The sequence below is a fragment of the Cytobacillus gottheilii genome, from assembly GCF_900166665.1.
GTDB classification, from domain to species: Bacteria; Bacillota; Bacilli; order Bacillales; family Cytobacillaceae; genus Cytobacillus; species Cytobacillus gottheilii_A.
In genome coordinates this window covers 2,067,289-2,085,175 of sequence record NZ_LT800494.1, presented here as the reverse complement: position 1 = coordinate 2,085,175, position 17,887 = coordinate 2,067,289, and the positions used below count along the sequence as shown (strand labels likewise).

Below are 17,887 nucleotides of genomic sequence, written 5' to 3'. Positions count from 1 at the left end.
CCTTGTATGTGATCAGAATTATTTTAAACTGTTTTGCATGTTTTATACGTTACTTTAGAATCCTGCAAAATAAATAAGCTTCTAATCTTTTCATCATTAATAGGACAAGCAGCAAACAGATGCCCAACATAGCCGGATGCCAAAATTGGTTTATATGCAATACTCCAGCACCCTCTAAAATAACATTAATTGATAAATCACCAACAAGCAGAATGGAGCATGCTAAGAAAGAAAAACAGTAAAGAACAATAGCTGCTAAAAGCAAGCTATAAATCATCCAGTAGGCAGTATTAAATGCAACACTATCTCTAGATAACTCAGTAAACCAGCCGACGGTATAATAATGTGTTCTAAAGAATGCTTGACTGATGATGGTCAGCCCTTGCATACATGTTGTAATGGCCATATACATTGTTAAAAACCTAGTAAATGAAAATGGTTTTTTGAGCAGGTTTCTCCACATTTTCAGGACGTAAATGGATATGAATAAAATAATAAACGTATACCATGATTTCCACCAGTAATGTTCATAGATATTAATCCAGGTAAAAAACTCCTCTATTAAAAAAACACCGAATAATATGAACAGAATCCTTCTTAGTTTTAATTGAAAAGTAATAATTAACAATAGCAGGCTTGGAATAAATAGTGCCTGTGACATACTCGATCCCACTGTGTTATCAAACCAGTTGTCCCCAAATACTTTTGGATGATATGCATATGCATCAAAAAGGATAAGCACAAAGTACTCCATAAAAAAGGCAAGTCCCATTGTGAAAATGTATAATGCTATGTACTGACGTAAATCTGTTTTTTTATATGTGCATCTAATCATAATATAGCCGATGATTCCTAAAATGGCATACCATATTGTATTCTCCATTCAATCACATCCAGTAGGAATCTTTAATACAAATTATTTTTTCCTAACAACTCCACAATATGCAACAGCTGATGATTGACGTATTCGGATTATTCTCCTATACTTTTGTAGTGCTGATTTGGACAATAGTCCAAGTATGCTATGATAACAATTTAAAAAGGTGAGCATATAAATGGATTTTGAAATTAAGTTCTTATCATTTTATGTAATTAATATACACGGTGAAGGCGAAAATGTAAGTAAATCGAATAAACACTACCAAACATTAGATCAGGCTGCTTATGAAGAAAGTCCATTAAGAGATTTTCTTGATGGAGAACTCACTAAGATTAACAAAAGAAAAGTAGAGAGGCACCCAAAATCAGAAAATGCCCCTACTAAAATCGGTCGCTTTATTACGGAAGATGGACATGACCTCACCTCTAATCCAAACTTTAATGTATTTTCAAAGGTAAGAAATGCAGCTACTAAAGAAGAATTTCAAGAAGCTAACGAAGCGATTGTGGGAGCATACGCTGATACAGCCGCCATTCGGGGCGGTGTATTGCTTATTATTTCTGCAAAACTACGAAAGTACCTTGATGAGCCATTTCTTTTCATTATGAAGTGTGATTTCGAGCCGAAAGTAGCATCTATATCTGATGAAGCAACCTTAATCAGAAATGTTGAAATGGCCATTACAACGAAGAATATGAAATCCATCCAATATCCTTACATGCCTGAAGAAGGAATAATCGAGCCTAATGAAGTTAAAATTCACCAGGCATCCCATGCCCGATATTTTGAAGACTTCTTAAAGTATGTAGAGTACGGAGAATCAATGCCAGAAATTATTAAGTCTCAAGTAATGACAATGGTTCAATCACATATAGAGGAATCATTTGAAGGCGAGAGCGAGGAAAGAGAACAATTCGAAACCGCAATGGATGTTTGGGCAACCAGCCCCAAAAGAGAACTGCAGGAACGGTTTAGTACAGAGCAAGTAGTAGAGGCCACAGCCCAAATTACAGAGCTTACACCGGAAGCAGAGCTGAAAATGAAGCTTGATCATATATCAATAAAGGGACTTTTGAGCGATTATGGTGAGCAGATCCATTTAGCCAAAATCAATCAAAAATATGTGCTCCTAATAGAAGCTGATATGATTCAATTTGAACAAGGCTACTCTCCTATAGAGCTGCTTCGGCCAGACGAACTGGACACAGTTCTAGAAAAAATGAAAAAAAGACAGCAGTAGCAGACTGAATATGCCGTTGCAGCATCTCATACCAAAGCGCTAAATAGGATCTGTAACTTGTTGGCGATAACCCGTTTTAAAATAATGCCAATAACCGCAGCAATCTTAACGGCATGGTGCCTCGAGTTCATAAACAGCAAAAAGCTGGCAATCATTCTGCCAGCTTTCAAATTTCAAGTTATTCATTTAGTCGAAAAAATACTGCTGTTGTTAACAACTTGCAATTCTTTTATGTTTTCCTTCATTTCAGTGTTACAAATAGGGCAAAGAGGTTTCTCGCTGCTTTTAAAATTGTCTCGCACCCAGCAATTACATGTTTCGGAAGTACACTCCCAAATCTTAACCTCTTCCGTTTTTACTTCTTCTATGTTTCTTCTTCCAAATCCCTTTGCCATGAATAGGCACCTCCTAGAAAGAGTAAAACCCTTGAGAAAAATAAAAATCACACGTTAATATAAAGAACGTTTGTTATAGGTTCTTTATAACAAGTGTGGTCGAAACAAAAATATTCGAATATTTATCTTTTTTATTATAACACATTTTACCTTTACCGTCAAAACTGATAAATTGAAACAAAAAAACCTGCAGATTTTCATTGTGGTGCTGAAAAGGTGTATAATGGCTAAGGCAGCAGTTCAGAAGGAAAGGATGAACATAATATGAATATCGATAGTTACACTGTTGAACAAATAAAAGATCCCACTGGAATACTTTCTGGTTTAAGATATGAGTTTTTCTTAAGTTTAGAAGTTGATGAAGATGATGAATTATATTCAGAAGCCGGCATTAGCCTGCGTGTTTTATTTTATCGAGATGAACAGGATAGCAAAATATTGAATTACCATTTCCAGACAGGAACCGGAGAAATTCTTGATTTTGCACTGGAAGAAGACGAAGAAGCTGAAATACTTCGTTTTTGCAGCGAACACAATGATACTGCCGAATAAGCATAAGACGAAAAGCTGAACCGTGAACACGGTTCAGCTTTTCTGCTCAGTTGCCTAAACTTCAATTGTTTTACCTTCTTCAATAATATGGTACATTAAATGAGCTAAATGATGGATCGGAGTATACACTTCCTCTTCCTCATCCTCTTCTTCTTCCATTTCTTCGTTGAATTCCAGATCATTCAAATGAAGAGCTGCAAATTGGTAAAAATCTTTCAATTCAAAAGCATAGCATGCATCTGGCTCATCTTCTTCACCTTCATAATGAAGGACCATGTAGGATTCCTTTCCATTTTCATCTACCCCATCAAAGTAAACAAAAAATCCTATATTTGTATCTAATTCAAAGAGATGCCTTGTCCCGCCTTCAGTGGCTCTTTGAAAATCTTCTTCGTTTAGTTTAAATACATTCATTGCATCTACTCGATCTTCTTTATGGAACTTAACAGAAAATGCTTTCAATTTATTCGCCCCGCTTTCTGAATTGATCATAGCATAAATCGTTTGATTTTAGTATTATAAACCATTTCCCCATTCATCAAACATAAATGACCTATACAAACTTCATCTCTATGAAGTAAGATTAATGAATACAGCTACATGCATCTAAAATCAACACATAGGGCAGTCATAATCCCTTTATTACTATTCTCAAGTGGGGGAATGAGAAAATGCTAACGATGAACGAAATACAGCAGATACAATTGCTGCAGATCATCTGCGAACATCATGATGATATTAGCTTGAAGTTAAATTGGGATATGCTAAATCATAGGAAGGAAGCCGAAAAAAGTGACTTTTTCCATTATCATGACGGTGTATTAGTAGGTTTTGCTGCCGTATATGGATTTGGCAACGAAGCTGAGATCTGCGGGATGGTTCACCCTGACTATAGGAGAAATGGCATCTTCTCTGCCTTGCTGGCTGATGCCTTGCCAATATTAGAACCATATCAAAAGATCCTACTCAATGCTCCGGGAAATTCAATTACAGCAAAATCCTTTATAAAGGCTAAAGGCTATGATTATTCATTTTCCGAACATCAGATGAAATGGAGTCAAAAAGAACTAATTCAAAACAACACGAATGTCAAACTACGACATGCAAAGAGTGCTGATTTAAAAAAAATGAGTGAGCTGGACCATTTATGCTTTGGAATTCCACTCGAACATGCTTTAGATACAAACAATAAGGCACTTACAAATGATGATCAGACCAATTACATCATTTCATACCTTCATAAAGATGTCGGAAAAATACGCGTTCAGGATGACGGTACAGAAAATTGGATTTATGCATTTGCGATTCATCCTTCATTCCAGGGCAAGGGCATTGGCAAAGCTGCTTTGACTTCTTGTCTAGTATCTCTAAATAAAAAAGGTGCCGAATCCATCCATTTAGATGTAGTCGCCACCAATAATACCGCTCTTAAGCTATATGAGTCCTGCGGCTTTAAAGTTTATGGGGTACAGGACTATTATCAATATACAAAATGATGTAAAGACAAAATAAAAAGCCGAGAACGGCTTTTTATTTTTTTACTTAATTTTTTGTTACGTTTACGGCTTGAGGGCCACGCTGGCCATCTTCTATATCAAATTGAACTTCTTGGCCTTCTTCAAGTGTTTTAAAGCCTTCCGTTTGAATTGCAGAGTAATGTACAAATACATCTTCTCCACCCTCTACTTCGATAAAGCCAAAACCTTTTTCAGAATTAAACCATTTTACTTTTCCTGTTGCCATTTTTGTTTCCTCCTAATATCTTTAAATCAGAGCAGAAAATAACTGCCTATAATCATTATGCCTAATTTATCTGGTTTTTATAATTCATTATTTCGATTTCTACTTCTTCTGCGGTCTCTGTCTCTTCCACTTTCTCTGCGATCACGGCCGCGGTCTCTGTTTCCACGCGGTCTGTCTGAATAGCGGTTACGATCACGTGTACCGCTTTTTGGCTTTTTAGAGCGCAACGGTTCCACTGCAGTCAACTTAACCGGAGTAACATCAGGATCTTTCGTAAGCAGTTTTAGAGCTGCAGCTAACATTGTTACAGAGTCTGTATCTTCAAGTAAAGATTCTGCAATACGCTTGTAATCGCCATGTTCATTTTTTTCAATAACATTCATTAGTTTATTAATAGTTGCCTGCTGGTTGCCCGCCAATACGTCTTTAAAAGACGGAACAGGCTGTTTCGCCATTTTGCTCTTTGTAACATTTTCAATGATCTTTAAGTGGTCGATTTCTCTAGGAGTTACAAATGTAACAGCCAAGCCTTTTTTACCTGCACGTCCAGTTCTGCCGATTCTGTGAACATATGATTCAGGATCTTGCGGGATGTCAAAGTTGTAAACGTGAGAAACACCAGAAATATCAAGTCCACGTGCAGCAACGTCGGTCGCAACCATGATATCAATTGTCTGTTCTTTAAAACGGCGGATTACTTGATCACGTTTTGCTTGTGGAATGTCACCGTGAATTCCTTCAGCTGAGTAGCCGCGCTTAATTAAGCCTTCCACGACTTCATCAACACGTTTTTTTGTCCGTCCAAAAACAATAGCAAGTTCTGGTGACTGAATATCAAGCAAGCTGCAAAGCACATCAAATTTTTGTTTCTCATGTACTTCAATGTAGCTCTGTTCAATATTTTTAACCGTCATTTCTTTTGCCTTAACTTTTACGATTTGAGGTTCAACCATAAACTTTTCAGCAAGAGCTTGAATTCTTTTTGGCATAGTTGCTGAGAACAATAGTGTTTGGCGCTCACCTTTGACCTCACTTAAAATTCTTTCAATATCTTCAATAAAGCCCATGTTCAGCATTTCATCTGCTTCATCAAGAACAACCGTTTTGATATTCGCAAGTCTGATTGTTTTTCGTTCAATATGATCGATTAAGCGCCCAGGTGTTGCAGCAATAATTTGCGGTCTGTTTTTCAAAGCGCGAATTTGACGGTTTATATCCTGTCCGCCGTAAATTGGAAGTGTACGTATGCCTTTTACCTGACCAATACGGTTTAATTCCTCAGCAACCTGAACAGCAAGCTCACGAGTTGGTGCAAGCACAAGACCTTGTACCCCCTCATCCGATTGAATCTTCTCTAACAAGGGCACACCAAAAGCAGTCGTTTTACCTGTACCTGTTTGCGCCTGTCCAATCATGTCCTGACCTGTAATTGCAATTGGAATAGCTTGTGCCTGAATAGGTGTCGGCTCTTCGAATCCCATATTAGATAGAGCTTTTACTAGCTCTGCGCTTAAACCAAAATCTGAAAAAGTTGTCAAAATGTATTTCCTCCTTAATTCTTTCCATGCTAATTTTTTCAATAATGCTAGTTTTCCCAGCTTTTATTTCTTTTTATCATTGTTTTAAATATTATTTTTAAAAGATTTCTTCCTTTTTTCTATACCTCATTAAAAAAGGAAGGAAACGTTCCTTAATAAGATAGATCTGAAGGAAAGCTCATTGGCACAAAAATCCAGGTTTACCATGGTATACCTTAGACATTGCCTTGTAAGGAGCTAACATCACCTTAAGACGGAAAAGTAAGTATATATAAAAGCTTTTAATTGCTTAATATGAAACATAATATACCAAATGTCACTTTTATCGACAGGATTGATAAGACCGTTTCCTGCCACAGCTAAATAGTGGATGGAATTCCTTTGAAGAATAAAAGAAGTCGGCTTGTGTGGAGTCAGAAAGGACAAAATATTATGTCAAAGGTCTTATGATAAAGAGTCTTGCCGATTGGCAAGCCTGAAAGGCGAACAGCTAGGCTTAGTTGCACTTATACTTTATTCCAAATTAGCAACTGCGTCGAATTCTCTCCAGCGCTAAACAATTATACTCTCTTAAAATGCAATAAAAAGGCGATGCATGGCTTTCATGCATCACCTCATGTTAGCAATTATTATGCTTTTGTAACGTTAGCAGCTTGAGGTCCACGGTTACCTTCAACGATTTCGAAAGTTACGTCTTGACCTTCTTCTAAAGTTTTGAAACCTTCAGATTGGATAGCTGAAAAGTGAACGAATACGTCTTGACCTTCAGAAGTTTCGATGAAACCAAAACCTTTTTCTGCGTTAAACCATTTTACTTTACCTGTGTTCATGATAATACCTCCAAAAATATGTTCACTATAAGTCTTGATTATATAAGCTTAAACATAAAAAGATCGCAACCACTTGAAATGAGGAATAAAATCGCCTACATTTCATTGCAGTTACGACCACTTATCCATAAAATATATAACGAACATTACAGCGTTAACTTTATAATAAGTGATTTAATCGAATATGTCAAATCAATTGTACGATTTGAGGATACAATTACCGACTAACATCACCATTATATACTTGATTTTTTTTATTAACATTTAATTATAGCCTAGGAGCAGTTGTCTTTTTATACATGCATTTTTCGGCCGCAATAACGGTATGTTTAAGCAGCATAGAAATCGTGACAGGTCCTACTCCACCAGGAACTGGGGTAATAGCTGATGCCTTTTTGGCACAGCTTTCATAATGTGCATCCCCAATGTTTCCTTTATTATAACCAGCATCTAAAACAACTGCACCCTCTTTAATCCATTCACCTTGGATAAAATTCGGTTTTCCTACAGCCGCAATGACGATATCTGCTTGCTTAACAAACTGTTCAAGATCAGTTGTATAAGAGTGACATGTAGTTACTGTTGCATTTCTATTTAATAGCAGTGCGGAAACTGGCTTCCCAAGGATTGGACTTCTTCCAACTACAACAGCATGTTTTCCTGAAGCTTCTATATTATAGAAATCCATTATTTCTAAAATAGCTGCAGGTGTACAAGAAGGATAGACACCAAATCCAAAAGCAGTCTGTCCGTACCCTAGACTTGTGACCCCGTCCACATCCTTCTCAATCGCTATCGTCTCGAATGCTTTCCGCTCATCAATTTGTTCCGGGACAGGATGCTGAAGCAAAATCCCATGGACATTACGATCATTATTTAAATCAGTAATGACTTCAAGCAGCTCATCTGTAGTTGTATCTTTTGAAAGGTGAATTCTTTGAGAAACAATCCCTAACTTTTCACAAGCGTTGCCTTTCATTCTTACATATGTTTCAGAAGATGGATCATCCCCTACAAGAATCGTGGCTAAGCACGGTGTAACACCATTTTGAACTAACAATTTAATTCTTTCTTTTAAGCTTTCTTTTACACTTGCAGCGACTGCATTTCCATCAAGAATCAATGTATTCTCCATGTATATCCCTCCAATTAATAAGAAAAGAGACAAGGGGATTCCTTCTCTCTGCCCAGACGACCGGCTATACATAGACGCAGCTCCCCAGCGGTTCATTCCGCATTGTCGTCAGTTACTGCGATTTTTAAACATATCCAATTTTCCAATTTTATTTTATCACAAAACACATATATTTCAATGATTTTCAGGATAATCGTTCGGAAAAATTCAATTTAAAGAAATAAAAAAACCGAATGGTTAGAAAAAGTTCTTTTCTAATCTTTCGGTTGTATCATTAAGCTGAATACTTGTGCTCCAGCATCTTGAATATTTGAGAACTGCGATCCTTTTACCTAAAACAATGAAAGCCCTTCCTCTCTTCCATCCTTACAGCTCCTTGGCTGTTCCAGTGGGAATCAGGATTTCAAGGTATCTTGATAAAAGCAACTCTTTTGTGAAATATAAAATGATCAGCCTGAGGTCGGCTGTTTTAGATTTGGAGAAAGTATACGGTTATGAAAGAAGATGTTATAAGAAGAAATTCAACATATAGTTGTCCACAAAAATTATTTCTTAATTGACATACCAATTACTTGCTCAGTATATAAGAGCCGCTCTTTTCATACAATGTTACTCTGCCACATGAATATGGCGTTCTTAATGCTCAAATACTACAATTGGAATTATACTGGATATTAGTGATGCTGTCAAGGGAATCTACTTTATAACAATATTTCGATAACTCCTTTGCTCATTCCAGGCATTATTTCGGATAACCTGCCGACTCTCAAGCCGGCAAGGCAAACGACTGGTCACATCATTCCCCTGTACCTTCGCTTTAAACGATACTTATACAGTTTTAGAAAGAGAGCGCATACAATTAGCCAAACAGCACCTGCAGAAAAACCAGCAAGAACATCGCTCGGATAGTGTACTCCTAGGTATATTCTTGAAAGACCAATGCCTAGAATCATCAATCCCATCATAAAACAACCTATAATAACGAATAACTTTCTTTCTGCCAATAAAACAATTAAGTAGGCGATCGTTCCGTAAAAGATAAAAGACCCCATCGAGTGCCCGCTTGGAAAGGAAAATCCCGCCTCCGTGATTAAGGGCTGTATATCTGGTCTTTCTCGTTTAAATATCCATTTAAGCAATAAATTAAATAAACCTCCAAACAAATTAGCAGCAGCCATTAAAATTGCGAGATCCATTTTTTTCTTATATAACAGAATCACAACGGCTATAATTGTACCTATCGTGATCCAAGGAACAGATCCCAGAAAAGTAAATGCGATAATTATTTCTGTCAGCTGGGGACGAAGAAAGCTTTGCACAAAATTTATCACGATCATTTCGTACGCTAATAACTCACTTTCATCTAAGGCATCAACTAGTTGAATAAACGTGAAAAGGAAAAGTGAAATACACCCAATTATGGCAAACCAATAAAAGATCTTTTGTTTTCTTATATGATTAAATATCATTCGTCTATACTTTTCTCCGTTTCTTTTTTCTTCTATTACCCAATGTTCTATTGTAAAAACACGACTACTGCTTCTTGAGTATACGATATTAGCCAACGTCTGCAAAATAATAAAATATCCATTAAAAATTCAAAAGTAAAACCCGAACGGCCAGCAGAGATAAAATTATCCCTGCTGGCCGTTCGGGACCATAACTCGCCTCTTCTTTATGCTTCTTTTTTCACCTTTGAACGAACACGTTTTTTCTTGGCTGTCCCCGTTGCTGCTGTTGCCGGTTTTGTCTTATCAATAGAGGCTTGGAGAGCTGCCATTAAGTCAGTCACATTTGCTGCAGGAGCTTTCTCTGCAGATGCTACAACTTCTTTACCTGTTTGTTTGGATTCAATCAATTCAAGCAGAGCCGTTCGATAATCGTCTTGATACTTATTCGGTTCAAAGGTTGTTGTCAGCTGCTCAATGAGCATGATAGCTGTTTCTAATTCCTTATCCGTCACTTTGTCTTCTGCTGGAACATTTGGTACATCACCAGGTTTTCTCACTTCATCTGGAAAATGAATCGTTTCCATTACTATTGTATTTTCATACACACGAACAACAGCAAGCTGTTCCTTGGATCGAATAATGATTTTGGCAATTCCGACCTTTTCAGAATTCGTTAATGCTTTTCGCAGCAGTCCATATGCCTTGCTGCCGCCATCTCCTGGTGACATATAATAGGTTCGGTCAAAATAGATAGGATCGATCTCTTGAATTTTGACAAAATCGATAATTTCAACTGCTTTATCCTCATTTTCTTTTCGAAGCTTTTCTAATTCATCTGCTTCCAAAACAACAAATTTCCCTTTGGTATACTCGTAAGCTTTAACAAGATCCTCATTTTTTACTTCCTTTTCACAAACAGGGCAAACTTTTTCATATTTAATTGGTGAATGACATTCTTTATGAAGTGTTCTTAATTTAATATCTTTATCCTCTGTTGCTGTATGAAGCTTTATTGGAATATTCACAAGTCCAAAACTAATGCTTCCTTTCCACATTGTGTGCATGACATTTTCTCCCTTCATCCTTTTTTTAGCGACTCCGCGATCATTTAGTAATAAGTTGCGTTATAAAAGGTTGTCTCACACTATAAAAATAAAGGAAATTAGAGAAGAAAGAGCAGGGTATACTAACCAAAACCAATCTGCAGGGGAGGTTTGAACATGAAACCCATGCTACCAACACTAACTTTTGAAAATATTAGTGGAGATGAATGGAACCATGAAGTGAAATATGACGGATTTCGAGCGATTCTTGAATGGACTCATGATGGAATTAAGATTAAAAGCCGAAATGACAAGCCGCTCCAAGACCTGTTTCCGGAAATCAGCCATTTTTTATTAGAAAATGAACAGACATTTCTTCCATATATTCCATTTACTCTAGACGGAGAACTTGTGTCACTGGAAAACTCTTTTAAAGCTGATTTTTCTGCCATTCAAATTCGAGGCCGAATGAGGTCTGAAGGGAAAATTAAGGAAAAGGCAGAAAATCGTCCATGCCGACTGCTCATCTTTGATATTCTTTCCTTGAAAGGAGAAACACAAGTAAATAAGACTTACCTTGAGCGCAAAGCCATTTTAACTGATTTTTTCCAATTATGTCACCTTCCCTTACAGCCAGATGAGAGAAGTAAAAAACTGCTCCAAATGATTCCCTTCGAGAAAAAATTCTCGGCAATTTGGGAACAAGTTGTTCTTTCTGACGGAGAGGGAATTGTCAGTAAAAGGAGCAACCAAAGATATGATGCAGGCAAAAGATCCTCAGGCTGGCTGAAGTATAAAAACTGGAAGTATGTCAACTGTTTTATTATTAAATACGAAAAATCGAACGGTTATTTTTATAGTGGTGTTTATGATCTTCATGGACAGATTATTGATATTGGTCAATTTCTATTCGGACTTAAGCCAGATGAAAAAAATGCACTCATGCAAACGATAAAAAATAATAAAACAGATGAAGATCAAAATTTCATTTATGTTGAACCTGCGATTTGCACAGAAATCAAATATTTGGAAATGTATGATAACCAAATGCGAGAACCACATTTTCATCGATTTCGCTTTGATCTTCAGCCGGCACAATGTACCTATCAGGATTTTGTTCAGCAGCAGAAAAATCTAACAGCTGATATAAACATTACACATCCAGATAAACCATTATGGATAAACCCTGCGATTAAAAAAGTTGATTATATCCATTTCCTGCAAGAGATATCTCCTTACCTGCTGCCATTTTTGCAAAATCGCACCTTAACCGTCATTCGATATCCTCATGGGATGCTTGGAGAACCGTTTTATCAGAAAAATGTTCCTGAGTATGCCCCTTCTTTTATTGAAACGAAAAAGCATGAAGATATAGAGTATATCGTGTGCAATCATTTGCAAAGTCTGCTGTGGCTTGGAAATCAGCTTGCATTTGAATTTCATATCCCATTTCAGACGATCCATTCAACCGGACCCAGTGAAATTGTATTTGATTTGGATCCGCCTTCTGTTGAGGGATTTCCTCTAGCCATAAAAGCAGCACTTCTCATTAAAGAAGTGCTGGATGGCTTGTCGTTAACAGGTTTTATAAAGACGTCCGGCAGTAAAGGATTGCAAGTTTACATCCCTCTTCCTGACAATCAATACACCTTTGATGATACAAGGCTATTCACCTCTTTTATTGCTCATTATTTAATCACAAAGGATCCTGATTCTTTTACAATAGAAAGGCTGAAAAAAAATCGGGGTAATCGGCTTTATGTAGATTATATCCAGCATGCTGAAGGAAAAACGATTATTGCCCCCTATTCTCCTCGGGGAAAAGAGAAGGCAACCGTTGCAGCTCCATTATATTGGAAAGAGGTTAACCACACATTAAAAATTGAAGATTTCACTATTAAAAATATGATTCCACGGCTAAAAGAAAACGGAGATCCTTTTTCTGCTTACTTTGAAACGAAAGAGACCCAGCCTTTCGCTCCCGTACGATCCTTTTTAAAACAAGAAGAAAAGAAAATCCCAAAAGCTTAATATGCTTTTGGGATTTTATATTACAGATACTCTCCTAATACAGATGCTGCTATCTTTTCCAGTTCTTTATATCGATTTATTTCTTCATTATATTCCTGTTTGTTTGTGACCCGAAAAGCGCTGCCATCTAAATCAACTTTTACATAACAGCTGAACACATATGATGCATTGCCGATTAAATCAATATGATCCTCATGCACAACACATCTAACCTTTCCTCCATTATTATAAACTTGTATGATTTCTTCCTTTTGGTTCAAGTCTAATAAGCAGGTAACAAGACTAGAAGCAGACATGGCCGTACCGCATGCATTAGTAAAACCAACGCCGCGTTCAAAGGTACGAACATAAATTTCGCCCTTTCTCAACGGGAGCACAAAACTCACATTCACTCCATCCGGGAATAAATCATTAGGACCATTGACAGTCTCACTTAATTTCTTTTGAATAGAAGATTGCAGCTGCTCCTTGTTTACAACCGAAATAATATGCGGATTTGGCACTGCTAACGCTGTAAAAGCGAGTTCTTTAGACAGGGTAGGCAGCTTACCCTGAATCAGTTCTTTTTCTTCAATATGTAAAGGAAGGTCTTTGACATTAAAGGAGATCGGTGAAATTTCAACCATATAAGTCGGCACCCCATCGTGCAAATCATCCTGAACACTCACCTGCAAATCGGCTTTCATTGTTTCAATCACTGCTTCTTTTAAAGAAAGCTTTTCACAAACATAGCGAGCTACACAACGGAGGCCATTGCCGCACATTGAAGCCTCTGAACCATCAGAGTTAAACACACGCATGCATGCATCTGCATGTTCACTCATTTGCACAAATAAAATCCCATCAGCACCAAGCTCGGTTTCCCGATTACACAGCAAGATTGCCAGGCTGCTTCGCTGTTGATCTGTTAATTCATAAGAATGCGCCATTTCATCTATGATAAAAAAGTCATTTCCCGAGCCATGACACTTAATAATATTTAATTCCATACATTATCCTCCTCAATAAGCAGTTATAAAAAGAGTGCCATAAAATTTACCTTTGTTCAATGGCAAAGGTGTACTAAACTTATTTTTCATGAGGAAATTGGGTCATGTACCGTCAAAAGCGACTCAGACCATTCAATAGCATCTGAATATATATTAAATAAATTATGTTCATTTATGTTTAAATCTACCGAAAATTGATCGAGTATACCCCAATTCGCACTTTCAACAGCCTCGGCCAAATCGAGCACCTTTTTTAAGTGATTATCTTTTCCATTGAGCGCGTCACAAATTACTTCATCTAAAGGAAGATCGTTTAAAATAACGGTCATTGGAATATGAACAAGAGATTCTATTAATGAGAACATTCCAGTAATAAAATAACTTGAGGAGGAGAAGGATCCTTTTGTCTGCAAACGTATCTCCTCACACATCTTAGCTCTGACCAGCGAAAGATGAATGATTTCATTAGATATCTCTTCTGGTTTAAAGGACATTTCACGGACAAGCATAATATAGACCCATTTTTCCAGTTCAATTAACCCTAACAGCATAATTGCCTGCCTAATAGAATTGATCCGATTTTTTGGTCGATACGCAGGTGAATTAATTAATTTCAGAAGCTTATAGGATAAGGAAATATCCCTTTCGAACAAATCAGCCACTTCGTCTATACTAGGATCTTCTTTAGAGATACTTTGAATGATTTCATAATAAGAATGAAGGGAAGAAGGTACGTCATGAGTTGAAATTGTAACTGGTTTAGAAAAGAAATAACCTTGAAAATAGTTATAACCTCTACTTTTTGCATCTTCAAAAGCTTCTCGTGTTTCAACCTTTTCAGCCAGCAGAGAGATATTTAATTTTTTCGCTACCAGCTCACTTTTGAGACGGTCATCCTCCGATGTGTTCAAGATATCTATTTTTAAAATATCCACGATTCTTAATAGCTGCAAGCTATATTTATTCCTTTCATCAAGCACAAAGTCATCCAATGCGATCCGATAGCCAAGCTGCTTTAGTTCTAAACAAGTGTCAATCAGTTGTTTTGACGGCTGCACTGATTCTAGTATTTCAACAACGAGTTCATTACGGTTAAAAAACAGAGGCAGCCTTTGTTCAAGGAGCTTTTCCGTAAAATTAACAAAACAAGGCTTGCCTGCTGATAATTTTTCGATACCAATATTCAAGAAACCATTTACAACCACGTCAGCCGTTGCTTGATCTCCATCAACCTCCACGTTCAGCTGATCTCCCCTATACAAAAGCTCATAAGCGAAAACCTCTTCATCTCTCGTTAATATCGGCTGTCTTGCAACAAAAAACTCCATCTGACTACCCCCTCAACCAAACACAGATCAAATGCACTAGGATTATTTTACTACAAGAAATTGTGTAATTTTGTCGAAAATTGCCGAATTTTGAAATTAGAAATATTTACATATGATATTTGACATAGCGGGGGATGCAAAGAAGCCGAGACATAAGTATTCAGTTAAGCTATATTGCCGAATTGGGTATCGGTACCCCTATTCCGTTTTTCAATCTGCAATGCTGGTATTTGCCTAAATAAACGGAATTTCTTCGTATACATTCGCACATTTAGTAAATTAAATGCATAAAAAAATGCTTGAAGTCACATGGCTTCAAGCATTTTCTCTTATTATTCAATATCTATCTTTGTTATGAACCTATAACATGAAAAACAAAATTAAAGAGAAATAATGCAGCAATGACATAGAGAGGAATGGATACTTCCTTTGCTTTGCCAATCGCGATCTTTAGAATAGGATACAAGATGAACCCAACTGCAATTCCATCTGCAATACTATACGTAAACGGAATCATAGCAATTAAGAATAATGCAGGAAAGCTTTCACTCATATCCTTCATATCTAAATTACGAATGTTCTGCAGCATCAATCCGCCAATAATAATGAGAATTGGTGCAATTGCACTGTTTGGAATGAGCTTAATAACCGGTATAAAAAATGCTGATGCTAAAAAGAGCAAGCCTGCTGTCACTGTCGTCAGTCCAGTTCTTCCGCCAGCCGCCATACTTGCAGCACTTTCGACCGTTGAAACGGTTGGGCTTGTTCCAAATACACCTGATAAAAGAGCAGAAACTGAATTCGCCTGAAAAGCACGAGAAAAACGATCATTTCGATTAATAAATGATACATGTCCGTGCACTAATCCGATATTTTCGAAAACAAGAACCATTGTTAATGAAAAAACGGCAATCCAGAAGGTAATAGAAAGAATGTTATCAAAGGACATACTTCCGAACACCTGGAAATAATCATTTAAAGCAAAATGGCCGTTTTGTGAACCCTGAGATTCAATTGTGCCAAATAACCAAGCAATCAGTGTTCCTGCCACAACAGTAATAAGGAAATTTCCCGGAACGTTGCGAATGAAAAGAACCAATGCCAGCAAAAAGGTTATAACGGTGGCCAGCACATGGGGTTCTCCCAGATGACCAAGCGAGATCAATGAGTTTGTTCCTTTTACAACAATTCCGCCTTTTTCAAGGCCGATCAGCATGAGGAACAAGCCTAACCCTACCGTAATGGCTTCTTTAAGCGATTGAGGAATCGCTGAACTTAAAGCTGAAGCAAATCGAGAAAAAGCAATCACTGCAAAAATAAGTCCAGAAACAAAAACCACTGCTAGTGCTTCTTGCCATGAAAGTCCCATCGACTGTACCATTGTGTATGAAAACAATGCATTAATACCCATTCCCGGAACTAGCAAGATGGGAACGTTTGCCCAGAAACCCATGATCAGACATCCGACAACCGAAGTGATAATAGTTGCTAAAATGGCTGCCTCAAGCGGTATTCCCGCTTCAGAAAGAATGAGTGAATTGACTGCAATAATATACACAATCGTAAAAAAGCCAATGAATCCAGCCATAATCTCTCTTTTTACAGTAGTATTATTGCTGTTAAGCTCAAATAGCTTATTTAACACTTTGTTCATTGTAATACCTAACTATTCAATTAGCCCTCTCCCTACCCGCTCTCCCTGCAGAAACAGGTGAGCCACAAATTAATATTGTAACAAAAAAAGAGTAAACTGCCAATAGGATAACCGAATCCGCTTATACTAAACGAAAATGAAACTTTCTACATTTTCAATCGTATATAGGTTAATAAAAACGAGAGGAATAACTAAATTTGACTGAAAATAAACAGCATTTACAAGAGGAATTAGAAAAAATTAAAGCATGGGAACAAGATCAGTCTGATTTGTGGTTCTGGGAGAAATTAGGACGTCTCCCGTTCAAGCTGCTTGATAAATTCACACCGCAATTTCTGCAAAATAAGGTTGGAGTGATCCTTGATGAACTTGGGAGCTATATTCAATCCGGCGGCAAATATTTAAGCTCCATTAAGTCCTTGAAATCGTATTATCCTGATAAAGGGATAACCTCACTTGAAGAGGTCGATCATTTATTCATCTCAGAAATGGATGAACCTGTAACGAAGCTTTCAGGAAACAGAAAACGAATAGCCACTGTTCAAGGAGCAAGCACTGGTTTTGGCGGGATTTTCACGCTATCAATTGATATTCCCCTTCTGCTTGGAATTCAATTAAAAACCTTGCAGGATATTGCTCTATGCTATGGTTATGATCCGAATGACAAACAGGAAAGAATGTTTATTGTAAAAATTCTTCAGTTTGTCTCTTCTGATATAGTTGGCAAAAAAGCAATTTTAAATCAAATCACACACATGAGTAACCCAAGTCTTGCAGCTAATAGAGAAGTTATTTCCGAGCTTCAAGGCTGGCGTGAGGTTGTTTTTTCATATAGAGATCAAATCGGCTGGAAAAAACTCTTTCAAATGATCCCTGTTGCCGGCCTGTTATTCGGTGCCTTTATTAACCGATCAGCTGTTAATGATATCGCAGAAGCCGGAATGATGCTTTACCGCAAAAGAAAGATTATGGAACGGTTGCAGAGTGTGACAGAAGTAATTGAGGAATAAATAAAAAGCAGCGGACAAGTCTGTGTCCGCTGCTTTTTTAGTTCCCTTTAGCCTCTGTTTTTTCTGCT

Annotated in this window: 17 protein-coding genes and 1 riboswitch; of the genes, 5 read left to right on the top strand and 12 right to left on the bottom strand. The window is 37.2% G+C overall.

Features of this window, described 5'->3' with window-relative positions; translation table 11 throughout:
* Window positions 1-49 precede the first annotated feature (49 nt).
* A complete protein-coding gene (locus B7E07_RS10370; RefSeq protein WP_080845795.1) occupies window positions 50-883 on the bottom strand; it encodes a hypothetical protein in 834 nt (277 codons plus the stop codon).
* Between the two features lie 172 nt (window positions 884-1,055).
* On the opposite strand from B7E07_RS10370, the gene B7E07_RS10365 reads away from it, so the two are divergent.
* The gene (locus B7E07_RS10365) at window positions 1,056-2,120 is read left to right on the top strand and encodes a DUF3900 domain-containing protein (protein WP_080845794.1); all 1,065 of its coding nucleotides are present in this window, start codon (window positions 1,056-1,058) and stop codon (window positions 2,118-2,120) included.
* Between the two features lie 182 nt (window positions 2,121-2,302).
* Here the strand turns inward: B7E07_RS10365 and B7E07_RS10360 are convergent, their stop codons facing one another.
* Window positions 2,303-2,515 (bottom strand): cold-shock protein, encoded by a 213-nt coding sequence (locus B7E07_RS10360; protein WP_080845793.1) that lies wholly within the window; start codon window positions 2,513-2,515, stop codon window positions 2,303-2,305.
* A 264-nt stretch (window positions 2,516-2,779) separates the two neighbouring features.
* On the opposite strand from B7E07_RS10360, the gene B7E07_RS10355 reads away from it, so the two are divergent.
* On the top strand, window positions 2,780-3,067 hold the full coding sequence (locus B7E07_RS10355) for a DUF6509 family protein (RefSeq protein WP_080845792.1): 288 nt from the start codon (window positions 2,780-2,782) through the stop codon (window positions 3,065-3,067).
* 54 nt (window positions 3,068-3,121) lie between these two features.
* Here B7E07_RS10355 and B7E07_RS10350 read toward each other — a convergent pair whose 3' ends face one another.
* Window positions 3,122-3,529: a cytosolic protein gene (locus tag B7E07_RS10350; RefSeq protein WP_080845791.1), complete on the bottom strand. Its 408-nt coding sequence runs from the start codon at window positions 3,527-3,529 to the stop codon at window positions 3,122-3,124.
* Window positions 3,530-3,738: 209 nt separating this feature from the next.
* On the opposite strand from B7E07_RS10350, the gene B7E07_RS10345 reads away from it, so the two are divergent.
* Complete coding sequence (locus B7E07_RS10345) at window positions 3,739-4,563, top strand: GNAT family N-acetyltransferase (protein ID WP_080845790.1); 825 nt, start codon at window positions 3,739-3,741, stop codon at window positions 4,561-4,563.
* Window positions 4,564-4,609: 46 nt separating this feature from the next.
* Here B7E07_RS10345 and B7E07_RS10340 read toward each other — a convergent pair whose 3' ends face one another.
* The 6 genes from B7E07_RS10340 to ku all read right to left on the bottom strand — a co-directional run bounded on the left by B7E07_RS10340 (window position 4,610) and on the right by ku (window position 10,828).
* Window positions 4,610-4,810, bottom strand: a complete 201-nt coding sequence (locus tag B7E07_RS10340; protein ID WP_066444694.1) for a cold-shock protein — start codon at window positions 4,808-4,810, stop codon at window positions 4,610-4,612.
* Between the two features lie 77 nt (window positions 4,811-4,887).
* Complete coding sequence (locus B7E07_RS10335; protein ID WP_080845789.1) at window positions 4,888-6,348, bottom strand: DEAD/DEAH box helicase; 1,461 nt, start codon at window positions 6,346-6,348, stop codon at window positions 4,888-4,890.
* A 629-nt stretch (window positions 6,349-6,977) separates the two neighbouring features.
* A complete protein-coding gene (locus B7E07_RS10330) occupies window positions 6,978-7,178 on the bottom strand; it encodes a cold-shock protein (RefSeq protein WP_066444687.1) in 201 nt (66 codons plus the stop codon).
* A gap of 268 nt (window positions 7,179-7,446) precedes the next feature.
* Window positions 7,447-8,313, bottom strand: coding sequence for a bifunctional 5,10-methylenetetrahydrofolate dehydrogenase/5,10-methenyltetrahydrofolate cyclohydrolase (locus tag B7E07_RS10325; RefSeq protein WP_080845788.1), 867 nt, complete (start codon window positions 8,311-8,313; stop codon window positions 7,447-7,449).
* Window positions 8,314-8,356: 43 nt separating this feature from the next.
* Window positions 8,357-8,439, bottom strand: a riboswitch (ZMP/ZTP riboswitch).
* A gap of 665 nt (window positions 8,440-9,104) precedes the next feature.
* The gene (locus B7E07_RS10320) at window positions 9,105-9,878 is read right to left on the bottom strand and encodes a phosphatase PAP2 family protein (protein WP_257391431.1); all 774 of its coding nucleotides are present in this window, start codon (window positions 9,876-9,878) and stop codon (window positions 9,105-9,107) included.
* 110 nt (window positions 9,879-9,988) lie between these two features.
* Window positions 9,989-10,828, bottom strand: a complete 840-nt coding sequence (gene ku, locus B7E07_RS10315; protein ID WP_080845786.1) for a non-homologous end joining protein Ku — start codon at window positions 10,826-10,828, stop codon at window positions 9,989-9,991.
* Between the two features lie 156 nt (window positions 10,829-10,984).
* Between ku and B7E07_RS10310 the strand changes: the two genes are divergently transcribed.
* The gene (locus B7E07_RS10310; protein ID WP_080845785.1) at window positions 10,985-12,838 is read left to right on the top strand and encodes a DNA ligase D; all 1,854 of its coding nucleotides are present in this window, start codon (window positions 10,985-10,987) and stop codon (window positions 12,836-12,838) included.
* Window positions 12,839-12,858: 20 nt separating this feature from the next.
* Here B7E07_RS10310 and dapF read toward each other — a convergent pair whose 3' ends face one another.
* The 3 genes from dapF to B7E07_RS10295 all read right to left on the bottom strand — a co-directional run bounded on the left by dapF (window position 12,859) and on the right by B7E07_RS10295 (window position 16,809).
* Window positions 12,859-13,827 carry a diaminopimelate epimerase gene (gene dapF / locus B7E07_RS10305; protein ID WP_080845784.1) on the bottom strand — a complete coding sequence of 323 codons (969 nt, stop codon included), beginning with the start codon at window positions 13,825-13,827 and terminating at the stop codon, window positions 12,859-12,861.
* Between the two features lie 86 nt (window positions 13,828-13,913).
* Entirely contained in the window at window positions 13,914-15,155 is a 1,242-nt protein-coding gene (locus tag B7E07_RS10300) for an EAL and HDOD domain-containing protein (RefSeq protein WP_080845783.1), read from the bottom strand.
* Window positions 15,156-15,507: 352 nt separating this feature from the next.
* On the bottom strand, window positions 15,508-16,809 hold the full coding sequence (locus tag B7E07_RS10295; protein ID WP_080845782.1) for an NCS2 family permease: 1,302 nt from the start codon (window positions 16,807-16,809) through the stop codon (window positions 15,508-15,510).
* A gap of 197 nt (window positions 16,810-17,006) precedes the next feature.
* Here B7E07_RS10295 and B7E07_RS10290 point away from each other — a divergent pair, with 197 nt between their 5' ends.
* Complete coding sequence (locus tag B7E07_RS10290; RefSeq protein ID WP_080845781.1) at window positions 17,007-17,819, top strand: EcsC family protein; 813 nt, start codon at window positions 17,007-17,009, stop codon at window positions 17,817-17,819.
* The last annotated feature ends 68 nt before the right edge of the window (window positions 17,820-17,887 follow it).

Coding starts and splice junctions, on each gene's coding strand:
- B7E07_RS10370 (WP_080845795.1), bottom strand. CDS start 883: ATGGAGAATACAATATGGTATGCCATTTTAGGAATCATCGGCTATATT.
- B7E07_RS10365 (WP_080845794.1), top strand. CDS start 1,056: ATGGATTTTGAAATTAAGTTCTTATCATTTTATGTAATTAATATACAC.
- B7E07_RS10360 (WP_080845793.1), bottom strand. CDS start 2,515: ATGGCAAAGGGATTTGGAAGAAGAAACATAGAAGAAGTAAAAACGGAA.
- B7E07_RS10355 (WP_080845792.1), top strand. CDS start 2,780: ATGAATATCGATAGTTACACTGTTGAACAAATAAAAGATCCCACTGGA.
- B7E07_RS10345 (WP_080845790.1), top strand. CDS start 3,739: ATGCTAACGATGAACGAAATACAGCAGATACAATTGCTGCAGATCATC.
- B7E07_RS10340 (WP_066444694.1), bottom strand. CDS start 4,810: ATGGCAACAGGAAAAGTAAAATGGTTTAATTCTGAAAAAGGTTTTGGC.
- B7E07_RS10330 (WP_066444687.1), bottom strand. CDS start 7,178: ATGAACACAGGTAAAGTAAAATGGTTTAACGCAGAAAAAGGTTTTGGT.
- B7E07_RS10325 (WP_080845788.1), bottom strand. CDS start 8,313: ATGGAGAATACATTGATTCTTGATGGAAATGCAGTCGCTGCAAGTGTA.
- ku (WP_080845786.1), bottom strand. CDS start 10,828: ATGCACACAATGTGGAAAGGAAGCATTAGTTTTGGACTTGTGAATATT.
- B7E07_RS10310 (WP_080845785.1), top strand. CDS start 10,985: ATGAAACCCATGCTACCAACACTAACTTTTGAAAATATTAGTGGAGAT.
- dapF (WP_080845784.1), bottom strand. CDS start 13,827: ATGGAATTAAATATTATTAAGTGTCATGGCTCGGGAAATGACTTTTTT.
- B7E07_RS10300 (WP_080845783.1), bottom strand. CDS start 15,155: ATGGAGTTTTTTGTTGCAAGACAGCCGATATTAACGAGAGATGAAGAG.
- B7E07_RS10295 (WP_080845782.1), bottom strand. CDS start 16,809: ATGAACAAAGTGTTAAATAAGCTATTTGAGCTTAACAGCAATAATACT.